We start from the raw sequence: 25,412 nt of genomic DNA, 5'->3' as shown, positions 1-25,412 counted from the left end.
TTAATGACCTGAATGCGTGTCGTCAGTTTTTTCAGCACGGCGCATACGTTCCAGCGCACCGGTAATATTGGCCTCGGAGTCAATCAGGAACAGACCACTGACCACCACCGAATCCCCTTCGTTCAGTCCAGTATCAATAGCGGACTGTTGCTGAGATTCGTGTAGAACGTGGATCTTTTTGGGCACAAAGCGGCCTTCGGCATCAACGGTAATTACACGCTGTTCTTTGCCGGTATCTATCACGGCCTGGGATGGTATCAGCAGCATTTCCGGGCTTTGGGTATTCAGTTTCAGAAACGCATTCATACCCGGTTTCAGGAGTTCATCCTTGTTTGATACCTGCAACCGCACCTGCAATGTGCGGGTCGTTTGATCCACACTGGGCAGAAGGTTCCATTTTTCGACCGGGAACGATTTATCCGGATAAGCGGGTACGGAAATATCAAACTGCGACGAGTTTTTCAGCAGATAAGCGATAGATTCAGGTACTGCAGCGCTGATCCAGACCGGATCCATTCCCTGAATTTGCGCGACCACTTTCTCTTTAGAAATATTCATACCGGTACGCAGGTCAAAAGCCGTGATCACCCCGTCAATCGGTGCCTTTATGGTAAACCGGGTCTGGATAGTCCGGGTTGCTCGTAGCCTCTGAATGTCATCGTCCGGCATGCCGGCAAGCCGAAGCCGTTCCAGAACCCCCTTTATTTGCGTGGGTGTACCGCCGGTACCGGATAAGAGCAGAAACTCACTCTGCGCCTCTACCCAGTCCGGTATGGTGATATCAATAAGTGGCGTGCCTTTCTTCACGTGATCGCCAATTGTCAGGGGGTACACTTTCTCAACAAAGCCTTCCGAGCGTGCCTGAACAATGACGAATTGATATTCGTTATAACTGACGTTAGCCGGGATCGTTTGGGAATAATTCAGTGTGCCACGGGTGACTTTTTGTGTTTTTAACCCCAGATTCTGGACCTGCGTCGGATCAATACGTATACCGGCACTGCTTTTGTCGTTATTTTCATCCGCATATTTCGGCACCAGGTCCATATCCATAAACGGCGATTTACCGGGCTTATCGAATTTAACGTCTGGTTTCATCGGGTCATACCAGAAAAGTACCTTTCTTTCAGATGCGCTATTTTCTGTTTTTTCAGATGCATAAATTGTTTGCCATGCCGTCACGGATATCACTCCTCCAATCAGGAGACTGCTGATAACCATGGCGGCATATTTTATTTTGAAAGAGGTCATGCCAATCCTCTCTATTTAATGCTCTTAAGTAAAGAGATATTGCCCTGCTGAACAAATGAAAAATCAACGTGACTACCTGGTTTTAAGGCATTGATGCTCTCGTCAGCATTGGTAAAAGTGAAACGCATGGTCATTGCAGGCCAGCCGATTGCAGGTATAGCCTCGTGAGAAATCGTGACTTTTTTATTCGTGAGGTCAACGTCTTTCACGATTCCTGTGGCGTTGATGATTTGCTCTGCGGCGGCATCACTGGCGACACTCATCTCCCCATGCTGATGAACTTCAGCCTGAAGGCTGGCGGAGAACATCACAGAGATCGCACCGAATACAACGACTTTAAGAGAATTACGCATTTTTATTTTCCTGTTTAATTAAATAAGTTTACTCAACCCAGCCGCCACCCAGCGCGGTGAAAAGATTAATTTCATTAACCTGCCGGGAATAGATAAGGTCGAGGATGTTTTGTTGCGTAGAGAAAAGCGAACGTTCCGCATCAAGCACATTCAAATAACTGACCGCGCCACTGGAATATAACCCTCGCGCACGCTGAAGCGTTATTTGCAGAGAATTAAGATAACGCTGTTGTGCATCAAGTTGCTGGTTGATGCTGTCTCGCAACGCGAGCGCGTCAGCAACCTGTTTGAAAGCGGACTGAATTTTCTGTTCATAATTAATAACGGACTGCTGCTGGCGAATTTCAGCCAGTTTCAGATTGGCTTTATTCCTGCCTGCATTAAAAATGGGGAGCTCAATTTTAGGGATAAAATTCCACATCCCACTCCCTGGCGTAAAGAGGCTGGATAATTCCGTGCTGCTTGTCGAAAGACCACTGGTTAACGATATGGACGGGAAAAAGGCCGCACGTGCCGCGCCGATACTGGCATCAGCCGCTTTAAGCTGATACTCCGCTTCCATAATATCCGGACGCTGCAGCAGTATTTCTGATGAAAGATGCGGCGGCAGTTTTACTGGTGCGATATCGCTGGCGTTCATATCTTTTTCGGATGGAAGCGCGCGATAGGTTCCGAGAACCAGCTGCAGGGCATTGTTGGCCTGCGACAGTTCCCCTTCTCTTTTGGCAATTTCTGCCCGGGTACTTTCAATTTGCCCACGAGCTTGTTCAAGCGCCAGGACGTTCGTGCTGCCGGTCACCAGCTGTTGCTCAACGAACGCCAGGGACTGCTGGTAATTTTTCAGCGTATCCCGTGCAATACGCAGTTGTTTATACGCCAGTTGTTGGTTGAAATAGCTCTGCGACACATTCGAGACGAGCAAAATGTGCACGGCGCGACGCGCCTCTTCGCTGGCGAAATAATTTTGTCGGTCAGCCTCACTCATATTTCTGAGCTTGCCGAAGAAATCGAGATCGTAGCTAAGCGCAATACCCGCGTCATACTGTTGTGTGCCAGGTTTGTCACCTTTCAGACCACCGCTGTAAGTGATACCAGACGATCCATTCAGCTGAGGATAACGATCTGCGTCCGTTACATTGAACTGTGCCCGGGCCTCCTCAACCTTCAGCGCGGCCATTTTTAAATCACGATTGTTATTCAGGGCTTCGTTAATCAACCCGGCGACCTGAGGGTCGGTAAAAAAGTGACGCCAGCCAGTGTCCTGATATCCCGTCACTGCGGGTGTGAGGCCGTTGCGTGAAAGCGAAAATTGCTGAGGTACTGGTGCCGCCGGTCGCTGGTAGTCAGGCGCCAGCGAGACACAGCCTGCCAGAATAAATACCGTGCTGATGCTAAGTCGTTTTAACAGGAACATAACGGTTCAAATGAAGTCCAGAGTATTGTTAGGGCTACTCTACTGAACGCATCCTGTTTGACGGGTGACAGGATAATGACAATGTTGTCATTTTTACCGTAAGTCATTGTTAACGATCGCAGGCTCACTAGAATGTCATCAGCAGCCAGTCAGGGGAGCAAGATGAAAATATTGATCGTTGAAGATGAAATTAAAACCGGTGAATACCTCAGCAAGGGGCTCACTGAAGCAGGGTTTATTGTCGACCACGCTAACAATGGGCTGAATGGGTACCATCTCGCCATGACCGCCGAATATGATCTACTGATATTGGATATCATGCTTCCCGATGTGAACGGCTGGGATATTGTCCGCATGCTTCGTTCTGCCGGAAAAGGCATGCCGATACTGTTACTGACTGCCCTCGGCACGATCGAACACCGGGTTAAGGGGCTGGAGCTGGGGGCAGATGATTATCTGATTAAGCCATTTGCTTTTGCTGAGCTTCTCGCCCGGGTGAGAACGCTGCTAAGACGCGGAAATACAGTGATCACAGAAAGCCAGTTTCAGGTGGCGGACCTGACGGTTGATCTCGTTTCAAGAAAAGTGAGCCGCGCCGGAAACCGTATTCTGTTGACCAGCAAAGAATTTAGCTTGCTGGAATTTTTCATGCGTCATCAGGGAGAAGTGCTCCCCCGCTCCCTGATAGCCTCCCAGGTTTGGGACATGAACTTTGACAGCGACACAAACGCGATTGACGTGGCGGTGAAGCGGCTGCGGGCGAAAATAGATAGCGATTATGAGCCTAAACTTATCCAGACGGTGCGCGGCGTGGGTTATATGCTGGAGGTCCCGGATGCGCAGTAAGCCCCTCAGGCGCCCTTTTTCTCTTGCTCTGCGGCTGACCTTTTTTATCAGTCTCTCCACGATCCTGGCCTTTTTCGCCTTTGCCTGGTTTATGCTGCATTCTGTTGAAAAACATTTTGCCGAGCAGGATATCAGCGATCTGCAGCAAATCAGCACCGCGATGCAGCGCATCTTGCAGTCCCCGTCAGAACCCGATCAGAAGAAAGTCAGTAAAATCAAAGAGTCGATTGCCAGTTACCGCAACGTTGCCGTCCTGCTTCTTGATGCGCAGGGCAATGAACTGTTCAGCTCGGCACGAGGGGCGGCGCTACGCCCGGCGATGAACTCGGCAGACTTTAGCACGCACCGCCGCGCACAGGACGTATTTCTCTGGTCGGTAGAGGAACCCGCCGGGTCAATGCACGTCGGGTCTGATATGAAAATGGAAACGTACCGGATTATCGCCTCTTCAGGAACGGCGACACTGCAGGGCAAAACGCAGCGCTATGTCATGCTGATCGGCCTCTCCATTAATTTCCATCTGCACTACCTTGAGGCGCTGAAAAAGAATCTGTTCGCGATCGCCACGGTGATCAGCCTGCTGATTATTCTTATCGTTCGTATCGCGGTTCGCCAGGGGCACCTGCCACTGCGTAACGTCAGCACCGCCATTAAAAACATCACCTCTGAAAATCTGGACGCGCGGCTGGAGCCCTCCCGCGTGCCTGTCGAACTGGAACAGCTGGTGATCTCATTCAACCATATGATTGAAAAGATTGAAGATGTCTTTACCCGCCAGGCTAACTTCTCTGCCGATATCGCGCACGAAATCAGAACGCCCATCACGAATCTGGTGACGCAAACCGAAATCGCGCTGAGCCAGAACCGTTCGCAAAAGGAACTGGAAGATGTCCTGTACTCAAGCCTTGAAGAATACAACCGGATGACCAGAATGGTCAGCGATATGCTTTTCCTCGCCCAGGCGGATAATAACCAGCTCATTCCAGACAGGGTCATGTTCGACCTGAGCGCAGAGGTCGTTAAAGTGTTCGATTTCTTTGAGGCGTGGGCGGAAGAACGCAACGTAATGCTGAAATTCAACGGCACGCCCTGCCTGACGGAAGGCGATCCGCAGATGTTCCGAAGAGCAATTAGTAATCTGATCTCTAATGCACTGCGCTATACCCCAGAAGGGAAAGCGGTCACCGTCTCGATCAGAGAACTGGAAAGCGATTTTGAACTGGTGATTGAAAACCCCGGAACGCCCATCCCGGAAGAACATCTGCCAAGGTTGTTTGATCGTTTTTATCGGGTTGACCCATCCAGACAACGTAAAGGTGAAGGAAGCGGCATTGGACTTGCCATCGTCAAGTCCATCGTCACTGCGCATCACGGTAAAGTCCGTGTGGAATCAGATGCGGTATCGACTCGCTTCATTCTCTCCGTACCGCGAAAAGGTGTATAAGTCGTCAGCGTACCGCCCGACACACATCGCGAACTTTCTCTCTGAGCCACTGATGGCCAGGGTCCCTTTCCATTCGCGGGTGCCACATCTGTGAGACCGTAATGGTTCGGGTCCTGAAGGGCAGTTCAAAGACGTGCGCATGCCCGGTCATCGGTTGATTGAGCAAATACAACGCCGGCACCATCGCGATCAGATCGGACGTCAGCGCGACGGATAGCGCCGTCGGAAAACCCGGCACCACGCTGGCGACTTTACGTTTCATCCCCAATTCCGCCAGCGCCTCATCGACAAAACCGTGTAACGATCCATCGGGCGAGGCAACCACATGCCCCCAGGAGACATAATCATTCAGGCTTACTGTCGGGAGTGACGCCAGCGGATGCCCCTTGCGCACCACGCCAACAAACCGATCCTGAAATAACCTTTGCAGACGAATTTCAGGCCCCATATTGCTCTGCACGCCAATTTCCAGGTCAACCAGTCCTTCGCGAAGATAGCGCGACGTTTTCTCCGGTTTCGGGGTGAAACGGATACACACGTCAGGCGCGACGTCCGCCACGGCGGCAATCAGCAAGGGTCCAAACGCCACCACAAAACCGTCGTTGGCTCTGATGGTGAACAGCCGCGCCAGATTTTCCACCTTTAGTGTGTCCGCTGAAGGCTGTAGCACCGCCCTTGCCTCATGCACGGCGCTTCTGGCACGGTCCCGTGTGGCTTCGGCCCAGGGTGTCAGTACCATATGACGCCCGGCCCGCACCAGGATCGGATCGCCAGTCACCTCCCGAAGTCTGCTCAACGTACGGCTCATGGCGGAGGTACTCAGGTTTAAACGCCGCGCCGCGCCCGCCACACTGGCTTCAGCCAGCAGGATGTCGAGTGCGACAAGCAGATTAAAATCGGGATCGGTCACGGTGGCTCCTCATATAAGGCGTTTAATGCAACGATAAGTTGCAAATGCTGCGTCTTCCGCCCTGTATACCCCATGGTTATAGTTTCGTCATCAACATTCTTATCTGGAGTTACGATGATGATGCTATTTTCAAATCAACCCGGCGATGAAGGGCTGCCGGGAAATGAACGCGCCCGGGTCATGGCTGCAGTGATGACCACCACGCTGATGGGCGTCTTTGACGGCACCATGATCAACATAGCGCTGCCCTCCATGGCGAATGCCATGCAGGTGTCCGCGAATGTCGCGGTCTGGTTTGCGAATGGTTATCTGTTGTCGGCGGCAATGACACTCGCCATTTTCGCGGCGCTGGCGGCTCGCATTGGCTATCGGCGGGTCTTTCTGGCCGGGCTTACCACCTTTACGCTCACCTCCCTCGGCTGCGCACTGGCGAAAACACCCGAGGTGTTGATCGGAATGCGTATATTGCAGGGTATCGGCGGTGCGGCCACCCTCAGTATTGCCCCGGCGATACTGCGTTCCGTGTTCCCCGGTCGACTGCTTGGCCGCATTCTGGGGTTACACGCTCTGCTTATCGCCTCCAGCACCGCGATTGCGCCCGTGCTGGGCGGCAAGATACTGGACACACTGAGCTGGCAATGGTTGTTCGCCATTAACATTATTCCAGGAAGCATTGCCTTGCTGCTGGCCTGGAAGGCTCTTCCTCGCAAAGCGGCTGTTGATAGTGCTCCCTTTGATACGATAGGGGCAGTGCTCTCTGCCGCACTGTTAGGTTCGATGATCATGACGGCCAACAGTTTTCAGCACGTGTTGCAAAGCGCTGGTCAGGAAAGCGTGACGTGGGCGCTTATCGCCATGGTCAGCGCCATCGCCTTTATCTGGCATATTCGCCGCAGCCGGGCACCATTACTGCCCCCCGTCATGTTCAAAAATAGCCGCTTTACACTTGCCGCGTTGACCTCTCTGGCTTCATTTGTGAGTCAGGGCATCACGTTTGTCGCGCTGCCGTTCCTGTTTCAGAATATCTATGGCTATAGTCCGGTCGTTTCCGCCCTGCTTTTCACACCGTGGCCAATCGGTATCGTGCTGATTGCCCCGCATGCCGGGCGTTGGGCGGATACGCTTTCAGCACCGCTGATCTCGACCATCGGACTGATTATTTTTGTCGTCGGGTTGGTTCTGCTGGCGACGTTACCTTCCAGCCCTTCCGCATGGAATATCTGCCTGCGTAGCCTGGTTTGCGGTGTGGGGTTTGGTTGCTTCCAGAGCCCCAATAACCGGGAAATGCTCTCGAATGTGGCGCGGGAAAATGCCAGTTATGCATCCGGAGTGTTGTCTATTGTCAGGACATTTGGTCAGTGTCTCGGCGCTGCCGTGGTAGGCGTTCTGCTGACTGTCGCCGCAGCACCCGAACATCAAACGCTTGATGAGCAAACGGTCCATCTGGCGCTGTGGATCGCCGTGATTGCCTCAACGGGATCGGTGCTGTTTAGCCTGAGCAGGCTACGTCCCGCAGTCCGGGCAGCAGCCTAAACCTGGTGCAGCGCCTGACGGCGCTGCACCTTCGTTTACTCCAGAGCGAGCAACGCAAAGCTCGCCAGCCAGTGACCGCCGCTGTAGTGGCTACCCACCACATGCTCTACGCTTGCGGCAAGATGTTTTGTCACGGCATTTCGCAATGCCTGCTGTGCCGGATGGTTTGCCGGCAATGCTTTGGCAATGTGCTTCATACACCAGGCACGGCTGAGGTTTAATCCGTCCAGATGAGCAATTTTCGGGTCGGTTCGGTCACTCACTTCCGCCGGATTCATCAGTGCCGCAATCGACCCCACCTCCGGCAGAAACGCGTCAAACCACGCCGGGAAGTCCTCTGACACTTTGCTCATCAGTAACGCTTCGGTCAACGCACCGGAAATATACTCATCACCGCCGGGTTCGTAGTGAGCCGGATAGCGCGTGTCGGCAAAATAAAACCGCTCCGCCGCCGTCAGAATAGCCTGCTCAAGCGCGCTATCTTCCACTGCCCGGGCGTAATCGAGTGCCAGTGCGAGCGCAAACGCCGTGTTGTAGTGCGTCCCGACGCGGATCGGATAGGTGAGCTTATTCAGGTAATCTACCAGCCTGTCGCGAATGTCCAGCGTTAAGGGTTGTAGTGTCTGATACCAGCCTTCTGCCTGAGGCAATGACGACCGTTTCAGTTCCTGGGCCAGCGCCAGCAGCCAGCCGTAACCATATGGTCGCTCAAACGACGCGCGGAACGGCGCGGTGAAATAGGCCAACTCCTTCGCCACGTTCTCTTCAGTCAGGTGCTCAGCGAAGAGCGCGACAATCTCCTCTCTGCACGGCAATTCTGGATAAAGACGCACGCAGCGCAGCAGCAGCCAGTAGCCGTGCACCGCCGAATGCCAGTCAAAACAGCCGTAGAAAATCGGGTGCAATTCGCGAGGTGGCAGAACATCTTCATCATCATTCAGCAGGTGCATGATGTGGTTCGGATATTCCTGGCGCAAATAGGTTAATGGCATGCGGGCAAACGCGTCAGCCTGATGTTGCGTTAATTCCATAACAGCTCCTTAGCGAAACACGAGGAAATACATTAAGAACACGTTCACCACCAGCAGGGTTAACGCGGTTGGGATCTGGATCTTGATCACCTGATATTTGTCTTTCAGCTCCAGCAGCGCGGCGGGAACGATATTGAAATTCGCCGCCATCGGCGTCATTAGCGTGCCGCAATAGCCCGCGTACATGCCAATCGCCAGCAGCGGCGCCGGGTTGCCGTGATGCACGTTGATCAGGAACGGTAAGGCGATGCCGGCACTCAGCACCGGGAAGGCCGCAAACGCGTTACCCATGATCATGGTGAACAGCGCCATACCCACGCAATAGATGACCACCAGCATGAAGCGGCTATCCGGGTTCACAAAAAGGCTGACCACTTTCTGTACCGAATCGCCCGTATTTGCCGCCACAAATACCCCGCCGAGCATGGCCAGCATTTGCGGCAGGATCACCGCCCAGCCGATGGTATCAACAAGACGACGGGACTGACGAACCGCATGCAGTGGCGTGCCTTTAGTCAGCCACCAGCCTGTGAGGATCGCCGCGACACAAGCCACGCAAAGTGCCGCCAGGGTGAGTTGTTTCTGATCGAGCAGGAACACACCGCCTACAGAAACCCCTTTCAGGAATAACGTCCCGAGAACCGTCACCACCGGGATCATCAGCGCTGGCAGGAACAACCAGTTTTTGAGCCGGTTTGACGAGGCAGCCCGCTCTTCATCGGAGGCCATTTTATAGTGCCCTTTCCCGACCAGCCCAAAACCCGCCAGCAGCGCGATAACGATGACACTGCCGCCAATGATCCGGTACGCCAGCGATTTACCGAGCTCCTGCACCATCAGGTCACCAAACAGGAAGATCCCGCCGAATAAAAACCAGAACAGCGCAGTGGTAAAGCGTTTAGGATTAGCGCGATCGCGCAGGGTCATCACAACCAGCAGCATCACGACAAAGCCAATCAGGTAGTACACGCGGTTAATGGTAATAAGCGTCATCATTGCGCGGCCTCCTGCGTTCCCTGCTCCGCGCGCCAGGCCATCACGTCACGACGGATGCTCGCATCCAGACGCAGCAGCCGGGTCATATGAATGATCAATGCCGCAATGGCGGTCGGGATGGCCCACAGACCAATATGGAGCGGTTCAATGCCCTGAATGCCATTCTCTTTCAGGAACGCGTCAATCAGCAGCACCGCGCCAAAGGCAATAAAGATGTCTTCCCCAAAGAAGACCGCGATGTTGTCACACGCGGCGGCATGGGCTTTGATTTTGTCGCGAATGTGCTGCGGCAGCTCGCCATATTCATTCAGCGCCGCCCCTTCGGCCATCGGTGCCAGCAGCGGGCGCACCGTCTGCGCATGACCGCCCAGCGACATCAGACCCAGTGCAGCCGTACCCTCACGAGCGACAAAGTAGAGCATCAGAATACGCGCCGAGGTCGCGCTGGCGATCTTCGCCACCCAGGCCTGAGCGCGCTCTTTAAGTCCGTAGTACTCCAGCAAACCGATAACGGGCAGGATCAGAATGAAGGTCGCCAGCGATCGGCTATTCACAAATTTCTCGCCGAAGGTTTCCAGCAGCATACCGAAATCCATGCCGACCAGCAGACCCGTCGCCAGCCCCGCCACCACAACCACCAGTAGCGGGTTGAAGCGCAGTGCAAAACCAATAACCACGATCGGTATCCCGATCAGCGGTAACAGCGTAGTACCGTCCATAAACGTTTACCCTATCGAAAGTGAGCGTTGCGCGCCGACGGCTATTTTTTTAATTTGCGGCGAGCGATGTTGTGTTTTGTTGGCAGACTTCGCAAAACCTGCGCTAAAAAGCTATATCTGATGCGCAAAAACATGTAAACAAATTATCAATAAAATGTTCTTATTTTATCGACGAGTTTACATTTCTGGCTAAGGAACCTTATGACCACAAAAAAGAGTGCTTCAACACTTCACGACGATAGCAATGATGGCCGTATCGTCTCCTCCCATCATCTGGTGTCTGCGCGTTGTGCAGAATTATCGGAACTGGAGTACGCATTAATCATGACCAGCAATGCGTTTAACAAATGGATGGTGCGCTGTATGGCCGCTGCCGGAGAGCCTGATATGGGGGCGTTTGATGTCTCACTGCTGCATCATGTGAATCACCGCAACCGCAAGAAAAAGCTGGCCGATATCTGTTTCGTCCTCAACGTGGAAGATACCCACGTTGTGACCTATGCCCTGAAAAAGCTGGTCAAAGCAGGTTATGTGACGAGCGAGAAAGCGGGTAAAGAGCTCTTCTTCTCCACCACGGAGGAAGGTAAAGCGTTATGCATGAAATACCGTGATGTGCGGGAAGCGTGCCTTATCAATATTCAGGCAGAGAGCGGCATTTCAGGGGGATCGATTGGAGACACCGCACAACTGTTACGCACGATATCATCACTGTATGACACTGCGGCCCGGGCGGCGGCCTCACTGTAAGTCGAGTTGCCACATAAGGTTCATTTTTCTGTCATTGAACTCCATTACGCTTTCGTGATTTTAACAAGGTGTTGAGGAAAGAAGTGTGAATTCAATGGCTAAGGTATTACTGCTGGCATTACCCGTATTTAGTGCAACGGCAATGGCGGCTAATCGTGACCTGTGTGAACCCAAAGCGTATGAAATGGCGCTGCGCTATCAGCAGAAATCGGCCGAGATTATGGCACTTCAGATGCAGACGTATCGGTTTGCCACTGAGCGTTTCAATGAAAAATTAAAAGATCTGAAAACGCCAGAGAATTACGCCGTCGTCATGGATCTGGATGAAACTGTCCTTGATAACACTCCTTTACTGGTGCGCGATACGGAACAGTGTCACGATTTTACCCAATGGGACACCTGGAGTGACTGGGAGAAACAGGGCAAACCGGGTTTGATCCCTGGCGCGAAAGCCTTTCTTGACCACGTAAACCAAAGCAAAGTCCGTATTTATTATGTTTCGGATCGTATGCAGGAAAACAAAGCCGACACGCTCAATACGTTAAAATCTCTGGGACTTCCGCAGGTTTCAGATGAGAGCGTACTTCTGGATACGGTCAGCAAAGAAGAACGTCGCCAGAGTATCCTCAAAAAGCAGCAGATCGTGATGCTGTTCGGCGACAGTCTGCCAGATTTCGCCGTGCAATTTAAAAACAAAAAACCGAGCGAACAGCAACGTGAGCTGGTGGAGGCCAGCGCTGAACATTTCGGCAATGACTGGATTGTGCTGCCTAATGCCGCTTATGGCTCCTGGTCAAAAGCCACGCCGGACAGCTGGAACGCACCGCTGAAAAAATAACACCTTACGAGCCGGGAAAGGGACCTGCACCACCCGGCTATTATGCTGGCTCCTGTCATTATTAGGTAGGTTCTTCTATTTTTACGGAGAAGTAAGATGAGCGCTTTCAAAGGAGATTCTTATGCTTACCGTGAAAAAACTTGCTCTGTCCACGCTGATATCCAGTGCATTACTTCTCTACCCTTCATTACAGGTATTGGCAAATACTCCTCAGCACGTTGTTGAACAACAAGCTGGCGGATACCGCGTTCAGGTCGGCGATATTATCGTCACTTCGTTTACAGACGGGAGTGTTGCGCAGGATCTGCATAAATTACTGCGCCGGACAACGCCGCAAAAGATTGATGCCTTGCTCGCAAAAAATTTCCAGACCAACCCGGCTGAAGTGTCCATCAACGCTTTCCTGATAGCGATGCCCGGACACAAAATCCTGGTGGATACCGGCTCAGGCCAGCTCTTTGGCCCGGGTAACGGCGGACGTCTGATTGAGAGCCTTGCCTCGCAAGGTATTAAGCCGCAGGACATTACCGAAATCCTGCTCACTCACGCCCATTCCGATCATGCTGGCGGTCTGGTGAAAGACGGTAAGCCGGTGTTCAGCAATGCGCGCGTTTTCGTTGGAAAACCGGAAATCGACTTCTTCTTTAACGAAGACAATCAGAAAAAAACGGGCTACGGCAAGAACTACTTTGACGTCGCGCAGAAGACCTTAAAACCTTACCTTGATGCCGGTAAAGTGGTGCCTTTTAGCGGCACTTCTGAGATCCTGCCGGGTATTACCGGCACGGTACATCCCGGCCATACACCGGGATCAGCCTTCTATACCCTGACAAGTAAAGGCGAGAAGATCACCTTCGTGGGCGATATTATTCATGCCGCGGCGGTCCAGTTCCCGCAGCCCGACGTGACTATCACCTACGATGAAGATCAGAACAAAGCGGCACGCGTGCGCGAAGAGGCGTTTGCGGACTTTGTGAGAAATAAAGACCTGGTTGCTGCCCCCCATCTCCCGTTCCCGGGTATCGGCTATGTCACCAAAGGCGAAAACGGCGGCTATGGGTGGGTGCCTGTCACCTATACCAACCGGGACGCCAGCAGTGCGGAATAAGCATCAGCGCGGGATGTCATTGCCGCTTCCCGTGCTTTCTTGTACCCTTTCACCGGTTAACCCAACCCCACTAAAATTGAGACGTCCGGACGCTTATGACTGCACACATTTCTAACGATCCTTTGCATGGCGTAACGCTGGAGATGATGGTCAACGCCCTGGTGGCGCGATATGGCTGGAACGAGTTGGGCGACCGAATCAAAATTAACTGTTTCAGAAAAGATCCCAGCGTTAAATCGAGCCTGAAATTTTTGCGCCGTACCCCCTGGGCACGCGCGGAAGTCGAAGCCCTGTATCTGGACTCCCTCAACGATGAAGGACGCGTAGAACAGGAAACGCCCGCCTTTAATCCCTGGGCTAACAGTCGGATTATCAAGAGCTAATACGCAAATGACGCGACATGTAAAACGGATTGGTGCGCTGGCTGGCTGCGCACTTTTACTTGTGAGCTGCTCCTCAAAACCACCGAAATCACTGGTTACCCCTATTCCCACCGTCAGCACACCGACACAGCAGTCCAACGAGCCGATGCGCGGGATCTGGCTGGCGACCGTTTCCCGCCTCGACTGGCCACCGGTCGCATCAGTGAATGGCCGCAGCGCTGACCAACGCATCGCTATGCAAAAGCAGGCACTGACCAGCAAGCTAGACAATCTTAAGCGTCTCGGAATTAACACCGTGTTTTTCCAGGTGAAACCGGACAGCACGGCACTCTGGTCGTCAAAAATTTTACCGTGGTCAGATATGCTGACGGGCAATATCGGTGAATATCCAGGTTACGATCCACTGCAGTTTATGCTGGATGAAGCGCACAAGCGCGGCATGAAGGTGCATGCCTGGTTCAACCCATACCGCGTGTCGACCAACACCAAACCCTCGACCATCGCCGCCCTGAACCGGACGTCATATCAGACTCCGTCCAGCGTCTATGTCCAGCATCCGGAGTGGGTACGCATTTCTGGCGATCGTTTCGTACTCGACCCGGGCATTCCGGAAGTGCGCGACTGGATCACCCGTGTGGTCACCGAAGTGGTGGCAAACTACCCGATAGACGGCGTGCAGTTTGATGATTACTTTTATGCCGAATCACCCGGTTCGGCGCTCAATGACGGGCAGACTTACCGGCAGTACGGCCAGGGATTTGCCTCAAAAGCCGACTGGCGCAGGCACAACACGCAACAGCTGATCGTGCAGGTTTCCCGCGCGATTAAACAGACAAAACCCGGTGTCGAGTTTGGCGTCAGCCCGGCTGGCGTGTGGCGTAACCGTTCATTTGATCCGGCAGGCTCGGACACACGGGGTGCTGCAGCCTATGATGAATCCTACGCCGATACGCGTCAGTGGGTGCAACAAGGTTTACTCGACTACATCGCCCCGCAGATTTACTGGCCTTTCTCCCGGGATGCTGCGCGCTACGACGTGCTGACCAAATGGTGGGCCGACGTCGTTAAGCCGACCCACACTCGCCTGTATATCGGCATTGCGTTCTATAAAGTGGGCGAACCGTCGAAAAATGAACCGGACTGGATGGTTCAGGGCGGCGTGCCGGAGCTGAAAAAACAGCTCGATTTGAACGATTCGCTACCCAACGTGAATGGTACGATCCTGTTCAGGGAAGATTACCTGAACCAGCCGCAGACCCAGCAGGCGGTTAACTACCTGAAAGGTCGCTGGGGTAGCTAAGTGAAGAGCAGGCAGAAACGCCCCGTTTCTGCCTGTTTTTTTTTATGGCTTCGGCCCGAACATTGCCTCAAGCTGCTGTGCATCTGGCATACCCACCACCTGCTGAAGCTCATTCTCCGCATTCAGATAATAAATAGCTGGCGTGGCGTTAGCGCCCAGAGCGTCCATTAACGCCTGGTGTTTCTGCAGTATTTCAACGGTTTCACGGGATGTGCTGCCTTCCGGTTTGGGCAATTTTTTACCGCCAGATAATTCGTAATCACGCCAGGCCGAGACCGGATCTTTCGCATTCAGTATAGCGGCGGCATTACGTCCGCTGTTGGGGTTGAGAAACGCCACCAGCAGCGTATTAAGCTGAACGTTACCGGCCTTCACCCACGGTTGCGCCTCTGACCAGAACTGTTTGCAGTACGGGCAGAACGGATCCGCAAACACAAAGACTTTACGCGGAGCGTTCTCCGCCCCTTCTTTCAGGGGATGCGCCGCGTTAAGCTTTTTCCACATTTCGCGTCCCATTGGGGCATAGATCTCTTTCTGGAAATAACCTTCGCTGAGATTTTTTCCTTTGTCATCGTACAGATACCCCGAGATCACGTGCTTGCCGTCCGGCGTTAAAAAGAGCGTTACGCCCATATCCTGATATTGTCCAAGCCAGGCTGGTGCGCCGCCAGGTGCATCCAGTTTCTTAATGATTTTGATGTCCTGCTGCTCGCTGAAGTGTTTTACCACGTCCGGTATGGCTTCAGCCGCCTGCGCCAGCCCTGACGATACCAGCGCTGAAAGTAACAGTAATTTTTTCATTTCCCTCTCCGGTTTTGCGGGGGCATCAAGCCCCCTTTCAGGTTAGCGGTTTTTCAGTGCATCACTGACCATTTCATCGAACTGTTCAAACGGCACCCAGCCGGGAAGCAATCCTTCACCGATGAGCGTGGCGGGTGTTCCCTGAATCCCCATTTTCTCTGCAACGATCAGGCTGCGCTTAATCGTCATCAGGCTCTCCTCATCTGGCGTCGTGACACTCACCCCTGCCCGTTTTTGCGCCTCCTGAATGCTGGCGTCATCGTGGTACCCCTTTTTCGCCATCAGGGTATGGTTCAATTTCATAAACTGCTCCGGATGCGCGCGCCAGAGCGTTAAGGCGTCACGCGCTGCGGTCAGCGAACTTTCCGAGCGGAAAGGCAAAAACTTAAAGACCACTGCGACATCCGGGTATTTTTCGACAATTTTCTCCAGGTACGGGTCGAATTTTTTGCAGTACGGGCAGTTGTAGTCCGTAAAGACCACAAGCGTCAGTTTTGGGTTTTTCGCGCCGATGCGCGGGGAGTTCGGATCGTTAAACAGAAAATCAGAGATCATCTTCTGCGCACGTTGTTCCTGGTCCGGCGTCAGGGGTGTTGCCGCCATCACCTGAACGGAGGCCAGAAGTAGCAGCATTGTAATAAGGATTTTTTTCATAAAATGGTTAACCTTTTGCGTTGTTCAGTGTGGCGACAAGGGTGCGCTTATCCAGCAGCGGCGAGAGGATCTCTCCGTCCGGGATACCGGGGCCATACACCTCATTAAACGGAATGGCATAGCGGTTTCGCTTCTCAAGAAACGCAGCGATAAGCGCGGAAGGCTGGCTCCAGTCTCCGCGCAGGGCCACCACGTCCGGCTGACTCAGTGCGGCAATGATGTCCGGCTGATTCAGTACCCGATGCTCGTTAACCTTACAGGTCACACACCAGTCGGCAGAGATATCTACAAACACCCGTTTCCCCTGCGCAAGCGCCATCTGGATGGCCTCTTCACTTAGCGGTTGCCACGGGATCGTCTGCTCCACACGTTGCGTTGCGAGGACAGGTGATGCGTTAAGCAACCCGCGCAGTTGGTATCCACCAAATACCGACAGGGAGATCACCACCAGCCAGAATAGTGGTGAGGACGTTTGCCCCTTCATTGTGAAGAGCGCCAGCGCAATAACAATCAGTACCAGCATTACGATCTGACCAGCCGTTTCACCCAGATGCAGGTTCAACAGCGTTGCCAGCCAGAGGCTGGAGGCCAGCATCATCAGGCCAAGGATGATCTTCAGGGTGTTCATCCAGCGCCCGGGCTTCGGCAATAACGTGGCCGTTTTTGGCACCAGGGCAACAAACAGCCACGGCAAACTCATTCCCACGCCGAGCATCAGGAAAATAAGCCACAGAGTCTGCAGCGGTGCGCCGAGGGCAAACGCCACGGCAGTACCGAGGAATGGTGCGGAGCACGGCGTGGCCAGCAGCGTGGCAAACATCCCTTCACAGAAACTGCCCCCCAGCCCCGTACCGCCCGTCGCGGCCAGGCGTCCTGCGGCGGCAGAAGGCAGCAGCATCTCAAACACCCCAAACAGGTTCAGCGCGAAGAGGAAGGTCACGGCGACCATCAGACCAATAAACCACGGGTTCTGGAACTGAATGCCCCAACCCAGCGATGCCCCGGTCAGCTTAAGCGCAGTCACCATCGCGGCAAGCAGCATAAAGGAGGTGAGGATCCCGGCGCTGGTTGCCAGAAAACGCAGCCTGATCGTTCGTCTGTCTGAGCCCGCATGCAGGATACTGTTGAGCTTCATGCCCATCACCGGCAATACGCAGGGCATCAGGTTCAGGATCAACCCGCCCAACAGCGCAAAGATCACCATTTTTCCCATGCCGGGCGCTGCGGACGCAGCAGGCGTTGTTCCAACCGTCATTACGGTTTGCTGGGCTTCACTGCCATTAGTCAACACAAACGACAGAGCTTTACCTGCCAGCGAGGTGGGCTTATCTCCCCACTCATCGGTGACAGGAACGGTCACCCGAAGCTGATGACCGTCGTGTTTAATGACGGGTTCTCCCGGAAGAATATCCCCCTCCAGCGGGTCAAAATAGATCCCCGGATTGTCCCACTTTCCTTCCGTTGTCCCTGTAATGACCAGATTGCCGTCCGCCAGCCAGGCAGTAAGGTCAGACGAAACACCTGACGAGCCGGGAACAGAGCGCATCGCGTTGTCGAAGGCATCACGAAAACCGGCATCGACCGGTTGATTAAAATCGAGATGTAGCGGGTAGTCCGTCAGCAGGCAGACGTTACTGCACGTGGAGAGCGTCAGCGTTCCGTCGAGCGCATCTCCCTTCACCCCGTCGAGGACAATCGGGATCGTGACCTTGTCGTGATAACCCTGCGTGGTCATGCCGGAGATATCGAAGCGCGAAGGTACTGGCCAGGACCAGCTGTCCGTTACGCCTTCCGGCCAGCTGATTTTCGGCGCGACACCACCCTCTCCCGGCGAACGCCAGTAGGTTTTCCAGCCGGGCTTTAGCTCGACGGTGAGCAAACCCTGAATGCGGTTTTGATCCCTTTCCGCCTGAAAGCGGATACGGGCGTGATCATTTTGTGGGGAGACCTGCCAGCCAGTGTCTGCCGCATGGGTAATACCGATGCAGGACAGCCACAGGAAGACGAAGCCCCTGAAAAGGTTAAACATGTTTTACTCCGTGAATAGTGAAAATTATCGTGTGGTGACGATGTTTTTCATTCGCGGAAGACGCAGTTTTTTAGATGTATTCGGGGAGGCGGTGCCTGAACGGGTTGTTCTCTGGAAACAAATACCCGCCCCTGCGTAAACAGCTGCAGGAGGGCAAAGAAGATAATAATGGCTGGCAGTGCGCCGTCGAAGAACAGCGGCTGCGCGCAGAGAAGCGAGTGCGCGCCAAGCTGACAAGGTGACGGGCCGGGCTGTTCAGTGTTGCTGTTTTGAGCTGGGGCGTCAGCTATCTGGGACGTTTGCGGATCCAGTCCCTGTAAAAAATGGTTGAGATACACCGCACGCTGCACGAGACAAAGTGCCATCGCGAGACAGGTGACGATCAAAAGCCATTTTCCGAGAAGCTGACGGTTGCGCATAACATTCCAGAGTAACAAGACGCCCCGATCATAAACGATAGTGATGAATCTACAAGCACCGGAAGTGTAAGGTTTTGTCTGTCGCCGCTATTCACCGGTCAGCGCGTCATAAACATCCCGCAGCCGCGTACGCAGAAACAACACCGCCTTGTGCTTACGGGATAACAGCGCCTGCTCGCTGGCACCCGTCTCCTCTGCCAGCATTTTAATGCTATACCCGTGAAGCTCGGTCTTTTCGAATACCTCCCGCTGCGGCGGTGTAAGTTCAGACAACGCCTGTTCCAGTTCTTCCCACAACAGCGTTTTGAGATACTCCTCTTCCGGTGTCTGCGGCATACCGAACAGGGTTTCGGCCAGCTCGTCTTCCGGAAAGCCGTCTTCAACGTCACCCGTAAAATAGCCGGAGAGCGAAACCTCGCGTTTTTTCCGCGACCGGTCAGTCATCTCATTACGCGCCGCGCGGAACAGCCACGCAGCAACGTTCTCGACTGGCTGTTCCACTTTCATCAACTGATACGTGACTTCCTGCAAAATGTCGTCGGCATCATCACGAACGGACGTGCGCCCGCGTATGAAGGCTTTCAGCCTGGCGCGACAGGCATTGAGCGCCGACATCAGCATGGATCCGCCCGCCTCCCCGGCTTTCATTTCGCTCACTCTGCTTCCGGCGTTTTTGGCGCGTTGTCATCGCGTTTTTCGTCACGATGGCCGTGCCAGCCGCAGTGTCCGCGCCCGTGGCGACCAAACCCTTCGCGACGCTGCTGAATAAACGCCTCGCGCTGTTCGGGGGTCATGTTCATCCAGCGCTCGTGCATTCGGCGGTGCGCGCCAAACATCCCGGGACGGAAACCCAGCCCGCCAAACAGAATGCGACTCAGCACCAGAATGCCCAGCGCCTGCCAGAATCCGATGGCCTTAACGCCGAGGATGGCCGGGAGCAAGGCGTTCCACAGGGTCATCACCAGCAGGCCGAGCACGATGAAAATCACCGCGCCAATGACTAAGCCCTTGCCCATGCGGTGGCGACCGAATCCGCGCCCGTGACCTCTGCCGTGCATATCAAAATCTCTCATGGTGTTTACCTCGTTTACAGTAACTGATTATGGCTTGTGATGAGGTAGACGGATGAGGGAGGGAAATATTGCTGGGGGATATAAATTTTTTTTGGGGAGAGGTTATGTCTGCGCCGAAGCTTCCGGCTAATAAAGCCTGTAACGCTCCGGCGCAGGTATCTTACCTGAAGGTCAGGTGCGCATTTCATCGCGCACTGACCCGTTACGCAGAAATCAGTCTGCTGATTTCACGGTGATCCCGGTAATGCTAAAGTCGTTACCGTCACCACTGGCTTTATGACTGAATATTTCCAGCAGGTTATCGCCCGACGTGGCTGTAAACTCGCCTGACAGCGTGACCCATTCACCTTTTACCGCCAGTGCGGTGACCGGCGTGATATCCTGTCCCGCGACCCTGAGTGAAAGTTCTGGCACCACCTTGTAGTCATTGTCCCTGCGCGCTTGAATACTGAAGCTGTAGCGTTTCCCCTGCTGAAGCTCCGTATAGTGTTTATAAAGCAGCACACCATTATGCGTTCGACCTTTCACATTGGTGGTCGGGAAACGGATCAGGGTCGCTTCCCCTTCTGAGTAAAACTCATGTTCAGGCGTTGCCGGGCCAAACTTCCAGTCATTCAGATGATTATTCGCAAAATCGGTCGTATCAAGGAACGGTTTTGGTGGTGGCTCCGGGCAGACAGGAGTTACAGGAACCTCCTGAGTAACCGGTGCCGTCAACGGGGGAGTTGGTTGCTTGTGGTGATCCAGGCACTGGCATGGATGTTTCTTTTCCTTATCATCACAGCGGTTGCCACAAACATCAATCAGTGACTGAAGAACACCGGCAAGCGTGTTTACCGCCCGGACAATCTCAGGCACCTGTGCGCACAGGTCGCTGTCGTTGCCGGGGATTTTGGCCGGGGTTTTCCCTTCCAGGGCATCTGCTTCGTCTTTTTTGTTCTCGACGCTGTCGAGTTGCGGAACCTTACTGGCACAGATGGTGTTTTTCAGAACCGTTGCAAAATCGGCGACCCCGGAAGTGTAGATATAGTGCTCACCCCCTGTACGAAGCGCAAGGCGCTTGTATTCCCGGATCATGGCTTTTTCGTCTGCCGGTGAAGGGTACGGCAGTGTGGCATGAGGGGTGCCCAGATAGGTGTGAATTTTGACGTTTGCCTGTAGCGCAGTGGCTATGGCATCGTCACAGGCTTTGATTCGGTCTGCATCCAGGGTCATTTCTCCCCCCTTCAGACTTTCGTCCCCCAGCACGAAGACATTCTTTTCAGCACCGTCACGCCAGTCAAAAAAACGAATCACATCTTCCGCTGCAGGTGCGACATCTTCCTGCGCCGGATTTCCCTCCTTGATATGTTCCCTGCCTTTCAGTGCGGCCGGGTTGGCACCTGTCTTTCCCGTCAGATACTGACGAACGGTGGTGGTAAACTCTGTTCCGGCAAAACCACCTTCAATGCCCAGAAATTCCGTCCGTAGATCAGAAGGACAGGCTTTTCTGGCTTCCTCAATCGCTGCACCCAACTTTGCGCTGAGGGCTTCTGCTTCATCCTGCATGGAAAGACTACTGTCAATGATAAAGACCAAATCAACTTTTTTATTATCCTGTTCGCTCATCTCAGAGACTCCATATGAGGTAATATTCCTGTTTACGGACAGGGAGGACCGTTGCTCGTACGACCTCCCCGCAGACTTTCAGCCGAAAACAACAAACCGGACGTCATAACCACCGGTATTGTTGGCATATTCTGATGCCGTGTTTGTATCGTTAAAGATGAATGAGAGTTCACCATCCACCGGCACTTCCCAGTCGGTTCCTCCGCTGCCAATGCCGAAGAGATGCTCGCCGGCTTTAATGATTAGTTTCCCCGCCACCGCCTCCGGTAAGACGAATGTCGGGTCCGGTGTTTGTGCTGACGGATGCTGGCTGTCACCATCAGGCCCGAAACGGCGGCCACGGCTGTCGTACTGTGCTGTACCAGCCGCAACCAGCATCACGGTGTCCCCTTTGCTGACTGTGACCCCGGTACGTGTCCAGTCGCTGCCTGTCGCGGGTACATGACCTTTCCACTCAGCCTTTTTCGCCGCCACTTTTTTCTCATCTTCCCCGGCATAGACGTTGACATTGAAAGCCCCGCTGTTATCTCGATGAGAAGAGTCACTCACGATTAAAATCAGATCTCCGGTTTCCGGTACCGTCCACTGATAAACACCGCTACCAACGTCATAGCTTTTTCCGGACGCGCTGAAGCGGGCTTTCAGTACCTTATCCGCTTTCGTGATAAGACCTTCCTTAACCCTGCCAAACGGAGCAGCAAGGGCATATTCTTCCTTGCCATATTTAATCCATCCTTCAGCGATGATGCTTATTTTTTGCCCAGCCTTAAGGCTGAGTTTTGTATTAATCCCTTCAGATGCATTCGCATCAACACATCCTGACCACGCTGGTGAAGCTGTCATGAAACTCTCCTTTATCGTTTCGGATTGAAACTATTTGACTGCCATATTAGATGAATAATTAAGATACCAATGACAGAATCCATTATTTTATTAAGGATATCTGCATACACATAAATACTAGGAATAAACAGACAAGCCATCAAACAATAATTCATAAATTCAAGACGCAGTTGTGACTCATCCTGCTACTGGCTTTGGGTTTTAAAATTAATATTAGGAATAACCTTACCCTCTTATACGATATTTTTTATCACTTTGGATGCAATCCTGACTTTTTCAAAAAGATGTCACTTTCTTAAAACCATATTATTCAGGTGGATAAATTGGATTTTTACCCTGCCATTTCTGGTAGGCTTCCGTTATAAACCCAGTAATACGCAGGAATCCTAACGGTAATCCCGCACTATCTAGTTCAGTGAGAAATTATTATTTACCTTATAGAAAACCCCATTGCATTAACATTTCCCCACAGTGAGGAGAATGCATTGCTTTGTGAGATTAATCCTAATACCACACCTGAACACCACTTTTAAATCAATAAGTTAATGTGAAATCGCAATGGAGTTTAATTATTTATCAGTACGCTCATTAAAAAATACATTACTCTATTCACAGTTGGACAATAAGTTTAGTGTCACAGAAGCAACATTTATCACCTTTATTAAAGGCCGAATAATCAGTATATCGCCGCGAGAGCAGCATAATATTGGCGTCGCTAATTAAACCTGATAAGGAAGAATACCATGACTGTCAAACCAAACTGGACCGGAAAAGTACCTGCAAATGCACCTGAAGGTGTCAGCACTGATATTCAACTAAATGCAGGAGAAGAAATCACTCTCCTCGCATCCGGTTTCATTAAATACGGTAAAGAGGAGTTTGCTCTCGCTGTGCCGGATGGCCGGATAAAAGAGGGACTTATCACGAAAGCGGATAAGGTCCTTAAAGCACGATTCGGGACTTCTGGTAAAGGGTATGATATCGGAGGGGGAGTATATAAATGGGCTTCACCTGAAAGCGGAACATTGCATTTGTATATTGCTGATACAGCGACTGGCTATTCTGATAACACAGGTAGCTTCAGCGTCAGTGTTTATAAATAAGCACTATCCCTCCTGATGTGCAGGAGCAGCCTCCGTTTTCCGGAGGCTGAACATTCCGCCGTCTGCCATGCAGATGAAGAGTAATGCCGTTAATGGCAGGATGATTAACAGGACATATTACATGACAGGGAGACTTATCCGTCATCTACTCTGGCAGTACCCCGGCTGGGTCTTTTTCTGCCTGATGATGACCAGTGCTGCAGCAGGTGTGCTGGCTGTGTTGATGCTGCATTTTTCCACAGAGGACGCCTTTCTTGCAGCGTTTTTCCTGTTTCTGATGGTGTCAGTGCCGGTCTGCTTATGGCTCCACCGCTTGTCCATCGCACACCAGCGCCGGCAGAACTGAAGAGAGCCGCAACACCATACACAATAAAGGCTCCCTCAGGAGCCTCTTTCCATTCAATCAAGCCTGCACCGGCAAACTAAAACTCGAAATACTCCGCGAAAGCTGCTGCGCCTGCTCTTCCAGCGATGCCGCGGCCGCGGCGGACTGTTGCACCAGCGCGGCATTCTGCTGGGTCACGCCGTCCATCTCGGTTACCGCCTGTCCGACCTGGCTGATCCCACGGCTCTGTTCTTCAGATGCCACGGAGATCTGCTCCATCAGCGTATTCACTTTATTAACAGAACCAATAATGGAATCGATCACCTCGCCCGAACGGTTTACCAGCTCGGCACCGTTTTTCACGCTGGAAACCGACTGCGCAATCAGGCTCTCGATGTCCTTAGCCGCCACTGCGCTTTTCTGCGCCAGGGTGCGTACTTCACTGGCCACAACCGCAAAACCGCGTCCCTGCGTACCCGCGCGCGCCGCTTCAACTGCCGCGTTCAGCGCCAGAATATTGGTCTGGAAAGCGATGCTGTTGATGACGCTGGTAATGTCTTCGATACGCTTCGAGTTTGCCGCGATAGTATTCATAGTGTCGATGACTTCACGGGTCACCGCTTCACCGGTATGGGCATTTTTCACCGCGTCCTGTACCAGTTTTCCGGCCTGATAGACGTTATCGGTATTGTTCGCCACGGTTGCGCTCAGTTCTTCCATGCTGGCCGCCGTCTGGGTTAACGCGGACGCCTGCTGTTCGGTACGTGACGCCAGGTCAATATTCCCGGAGGCAATCTCTTGCGCTGCGTGGGTCACGGTATGGCTCGCATCGCGCACCTGGGCGATGGTCGCAAGCAGCGCCTGGCGCATCTGCTCCATCGAACTCATAAGATGGTCGATTTCGTTGCCGGAGCGTCCCTTCACCGGCACCGGGATGTCCAGCTTGCCTGCCGCAATCTGGCTGCAGTGTTCGCGTGCCAGGTTTACCGGGGCAAACACAAAGCGCTTCATCAGCAGGCTGACCGCGACAATCACCACCACAAACAGGCAGGCGATTGCGGCAATCATCACCAGACCTGAAACGAAGTTGCTGCTCGCATCTTCGTTCAGGCTTTTGGCGTATTTCTGGTGGACGGAAAGCACCTGGTCGAGAACGATCTCGTACTGGCGGTCGAGGCGGGACACGTCCTGGATCAGGGCGTTAAATTTGGCAACATCGTGCGCTTCGGCAGCATTGATAAGCGGTACCAGTCCCTGGTTGCGGTAGTTTTGCCAGGCATCCTGATAGGCAGTCACCAGCGGCGCTTCATCCGTCAGACGCGGTGAATCCATAAAGGCTGCAAAGGCGTGGTCCGCTTTGGTCAGCGCCTCTTTCACTGCGGCAAGCTTCGCAGACTCATCTGCCGAGTTGCCCGCTTCCACCATCTTCACATACTCCATCACCCGAACGCGCAGGGTGCGGCTGTGGTTGATGGGGTCAATAATCGACAGCACAACCTGGATCTCTTTGTTCACATTATCCAGGGAATTATTACTTTTAATGATGAGGCCAACGCTGGTGACGGTGCTGACAACAAAGAAGAAAAGCAGTGAGAACAGGACAATCAGGGACGACTTTTTCAACGACATAGACCAATACCTCAAGGAGAATTATTCCTTATGGTTATCGGCGCATCCAAAACTT

At 53.0% G+C, this 25,412-nt stretch carries 26 protein-coding genes; 10 read left to right on the top strand and 16 right to left on the bottom strand.

The window, feature by feature from the left end; translation table 11 throughout:
* The 3 genes from WB237_RS05425 to WB237_RS05415 are packed head-to-tail and all read right to left on the bottom strand — an operon-like array spanning window position 1 to window position 3,018.
* Window positions 1-1,251, bottom strand: coding sequence for an efflux RND transporter periplasmic adaptor subunit (locus tag WB237_RS05425; protein ID WP_336211149.1), 1,251 nt, complete (start codon window positions 1,249-1,251; stop codon window positions 1-3).
* 11 nt (window positions 1,252-1,262) lie between these two features.
* Window positions 1,263-1,604, bottom strand: a complete 342-nt coding sequence (cusF, locus tag WB237_RS05420) for a cation efflux system protein CusF (protein WP_336211145.1) — start codon at window positions 1,602-1,604, stop codon at window positions 1,263-1,265.
* A 28-nt stretch (window positions 1,605-1,632) separates the two neighbouring features.
* The gene (locus tag WB237_RS05415; RefSeq protein WP_336211143.1) at window positions 1,633-3,018 is read right to left on the bottom strand and encodes an efflux transporter outer membrane subunit; all 1,386 of its coding nucleotides are present in this window, start codon (window positions 3,016-3,018) and stop codon (window positions 1,633-1,635) included.
* A 162-nt stretch (window positions 3,019-3,180) separates the two neighbouring features.
* On the opposite strand from WB237_RS05415, the gene WB237_RS05410 reads away from it, so the two are divergent.
* Window positions 3,181-3,864: a copper/silver response regulator transcription factor gene (locus WB237_RS05410; RefSeq protein WP_336211140.1), complete on the top strand. Its 684-nt coding sequence runs from the start codon at window positions 3,181-3,183 to the stop codon at window positions 3,862-3,864.
* Window positions 3,854-5,308 (top strand): Cu(+)/Ag(+) sensor histidine kinase, encoded by a 1,455-nt coding sequence (locus tag WB237_RS05405; RefSeq protein ID WP_336211138.1) that lies wholly within the window; start codon window positions 3,854-3,856, stop codon window positions 5,306-5,308. The genes WB237_RS05410 and WB237_RS05405 overlap by 11 nt, the downstream gene beginning before the upstream one ends.
* A gap of 4 nt (window positions 5,309-5,312) precedes the next feature.
* On the opposite strand, the gene WB237_RS05400 is transcribed toward WB237_RS05405, so the two are convergent.
* Window positions 5,313-6,218 carry a LysR family transcriptional regulator gene (locus tag WB237_RS05400; RefSeq protein WP_336211135.1) on the bottom strand — a complete coding sequence of 302 codons (906 nt, stop codon included), beginning with the start codon at window positions 6,216-6,218 and terminating at the stop codon, window positions 5,313-5,315.
* Between the two features lie 117 nt (window positions 6,219-6,335).
* Between WB237_RS05400 and WB237_RS05395 the strand changes: the two genes are divergently transcribed.
* On the top strand, window positions 6,336-7,751 hold the full coding sequence (locus WB237_RS05395) for an MFS transporter (protein WP_336213481.1): 1,416 nt from the start codon (window positions 6,336-6,338) through the stop codon (window positions 7,749-7,751).
* Window positions 7,752-7,786: 35 nt separating this feature from the next.
* Here the strand turns inward: WB237_RS05395 and WB237_RS05390 are convergent, their stop codons facing one another.
* From WB237_RS05390 to WB237_RS05380, 3 genes are read right to left on the bottom strand one after another with little or no spacing between them, the layout of a single operon-like run.
* Window positions 7,787-8,782 carry a DUF2891 domain-containing protein gene (locus tag WB237_RS05390; protein WP_336211131.1) on the bottom strand — a complete coding sequence of 332 codons (996 nt, stop codon included), beginning with the start codon at window positions 8,780-8,782 and terminating at the stop codon, window positions 7,787-7,789.
* Between the two features lie 9 nt (window positions 8,783-8,791).
* The gene (locus tag WB237_RS05385; RefSeq protein ID WP_336211129.1) at window positions 8,792-9,778 is read right to left on the bottom strand and encodes a DUF979 domain-containing protein; all 987 of its coding nucleotides are present in this window, start codon (window positions 9,776-9,778) and stop codon (window positions 8,792-8,794) included.
* Window positions 9,775-10,497 carry a DUF969 domain-containing protein gene (locus WB237_RS05380; RefSeq protein WP_008501655.1) on the bottom strand — a complete coding sequence of 241 codons (723 nt, stop codon included), beginning with the start codon at window positions 10,495-10,497 and terminating at the stop codon, window positions 9,775-9,777. Before WB237_RS05380 ends, WB237_RS05385 begins: the two co-directional genes overlap by 4 nt.
* Before the next feature lie 201 nt (window positions 10,498-10,698).
* On the opposite strand from WB237_RS05380, the gene WB237_RS05375 reads away from it, so the two are divergent.
* The 5 genes from WB237_RS05375 to WB237_RS05355 all read left to right on the top strand — a co-directional run bounded on the left by WB237_RS05375 (window position 10,699) and on the right by WB237_RS05355 (window position 14,873).
* Entirely contained in the window at window positions 10,699-11,244 is a 546-nt protein-coding gene (locus WB237_RS05375) for a winged helix DNA-binding protein (protein ID WP_336211126.1), read from the top strand.
* A 94-nt stretch (window positions 11,245-11,338) separates the two neighbouring features.
* Window positions 11,339-12,082 carry a 5'-nucleotidase, lipoprotein e(P4) family gene (locus WB237_RS05370; RefSeq protein ID WP_209313266.1) on the top strand — a complete coding sequence of 248 codons (744 nt, stop codon included), beginning with the start codon at window positions 11,339-11,341 and terminating at the stop codon, window positions 12,080-12,082.
* A 121-nt stretch (window positions 12,083-12,203) separates the two neighbouring features.
* Complete coding sequence (locus WB237_RS05365; RefSeq protein WP_336211122.1) at window positions 12,204-13,190, top strand: MBL fold metallo-hydrolase; 987 nt, start codon at window positions 12,204-12,206, stop codon at window positions 13,188-13,190.
* 95 nt (window positions 13,191-13,285) lie between these two features.
* Window positions 13,286-13,573 carry a VF530 family protein gene (locus WB237_RS05360; protein ID WP_336211119.1) on the top strand — a complete coding sequence of 96 codons (288 nt, stop codon included), beginning with the start codon at window positions 13,286-13,288 and terminating at the stop codon, window positions 13,571-13,573.
* Window positions 13,574-13,580: 7 nt separating this feature from the next.
* A complete protein-coding gene (locus tag WB237_RS05355; protein ID WP_336211116.1) occupies window positions 13,581-14,873 on the top strand; it encodes a glycoside hydrolase family 10 protein in 1,293 nt (430 codons plus the stop codon).
* A 42-nt stretch (window positions 14,874-14,915) separates the two neighbouring features.
* Here the strand turns inward: WB237_RS05355 and dsbG are convergent, their stop codons facing one another.
* The 8 genes from dsbG to WB237_RS05315 form a co-directional block, all read right to left on the bottom strand.
* Entirely contained in the window at window positions 14,916-15,674 is a 759-nt protein-coding gene (gene dsbG / locus WB237_RS05350; protein ID WP_336211114.1) for a thiol:disulfide interchange protein DsbG, read from the bottom strand.
* A 42-nt stretch (window positions 15,675-15,716) separates the two neighbouring features.
* On the bottom strand, window positions 15,717-16,328 hold the full coding sequence (locus WB237_RS05345; RefSeq protein WP_336211111.1) for a DsbA family protein: 612 nt from the start codon (window positions 16,326-16,328) through the stop codon (window positions 15,717-15,719).
* A gap of 7 nt (window positions 16,329-16,335) precedes the next feature.
* Window positions 16,336-18,357: a protein-disulfide reductase DsbD family protein gene (locus WB237_RS05340; RefSeq protein WP_336211108.1), complete on the bottom strand. Its 2,022-nt coding sequence runs from the start codon at window positions 18,355-18,357 to the stop codon at window positions 16,336-16,338.
* 47 nt (window positions 18,358-18,404) lie between these two features.
* A complete protein-coding gene (locus WB237_RS05335) occupies window positions 18,405-18,776 on the bottom strand; it encodes a hypothetical protein (RefSeq protein WP_049007666.1) in 372 nt (123 codons plus the stop codon).
* An 87-nt stretch (window positions 18,777-18,863) separates the two neighbouring features.
* Window positions 18,864-19,424: an RNA polymerase sigma factor gene (locus WB237_RS05330; RefSeq protein ID WP_336213479.1), complete on the bottom strand. Its 561-nt coding sequence runs from the start codon at window positions 19,422-19,424 to the stop codon at window positions 18,864-18,866.
* A 5-nt stretch (window positions 19,425-19,429) separates the two neighbouring features.
* On the bottom strand, window positions 19,430-19,849 hold the full coding sequence (locus tag WB237_RS05325) for a hypothetical protein (RefSeq protein WP_336211105.1): 420 nt from the start codon (window positions 19,847-19,849) through the stop codon (window positions 19,430-19,432).
* A gap of 213 nt (window positions 19,850-20,062) precedes the next feature.
* A complete protein-coding gene (locus WB237_RS05320; RefSeq protein WP_336211102.1) occupies window positions 20,063-21,457 on the bottom strand; it encodes a carbohydrate binding domain-containing protein in 1,395 nt (464 codons plus the stop codon).
* A gap of 78 nt (window positions 21,458-21,535) precedes the next feature.
* Window positions 21,536-22,300, bottom strand: coding sequence for a LecA/PA-IL family lectin (locus WB237_RS05315; protein WP_336211100.1), 765 nt, complete (start codon window positions 22,298-22,300; stop codon window positions 21,536-21,538).
* 743 nt (window positions 22,301-23,043) lie between these two features.
* Between WB237_RS05315 and WB237_RS05310 the strand changes: the two genes are divergently transcribed.
* Together WB237_RS05310 and WB237_RS05305 are read left to right on the top strand one after the other, a co-directional pair.
* Window positions 23,044-23,403 carry a LecA/PA-IL family lectin gene (locus WB237_RS05310; RefSeq protein ID WP_336211097.1) on the top strand — a complete coding sequence of 120 codons (360 nt, stop codon included), beginning with the start codon at window positions 23,044-23,046 and terminating at the stop codon, window positions 23,401-23,403.
* Between the two features lie 121 nt (window positions 23,404-23,524).
* Window positions 23,525-23,749, top strand: coding sequence for a hypothetical protein (locus tag WB237_RS05305; protein ID WP_336211093.1), 225 nt, complete (start codon window positions 23,525-23,527; stop codon window positions 23,747-23,749).
* Window positions 23,750-23,806: 57 nt separating this feature from the next.
* On the opposite strand, the gene WB237_RS05300 is transcribed toward WB237_RS05305, so the two are convergent.
* Window positions 23,807-25,357 carry a methyl-accepting chemotaxis protein gene (locus tag WB237_RS05300; RefSeq protein ID WP_336211090.1) on the bottom strand — a complete coding sequence of 517 codons (1,551 nt, stop codon included), beginning with the start codon at window positions 25,355-25,357 and terminating at the stop codon, window positions 23,807-23,809.
* Window positions 25,358-25,412: the final 55 nt, after the last annotated feature.

The organism is Enterobacter sp. P82, from assembly GCF_037053385.1.
Taxonomy (GTDB): domain Bacteria; phylum Pseudomonadota; class Gammaproteobacteria; order Enterobacterales; family Enterobacteriaceae; genus Enterobacter.
The sequence above is the reverse complement of the archived record's forward strand: the minus strand, read 5'-3'. Positions and strand labels throughout refer to the sequence as shown.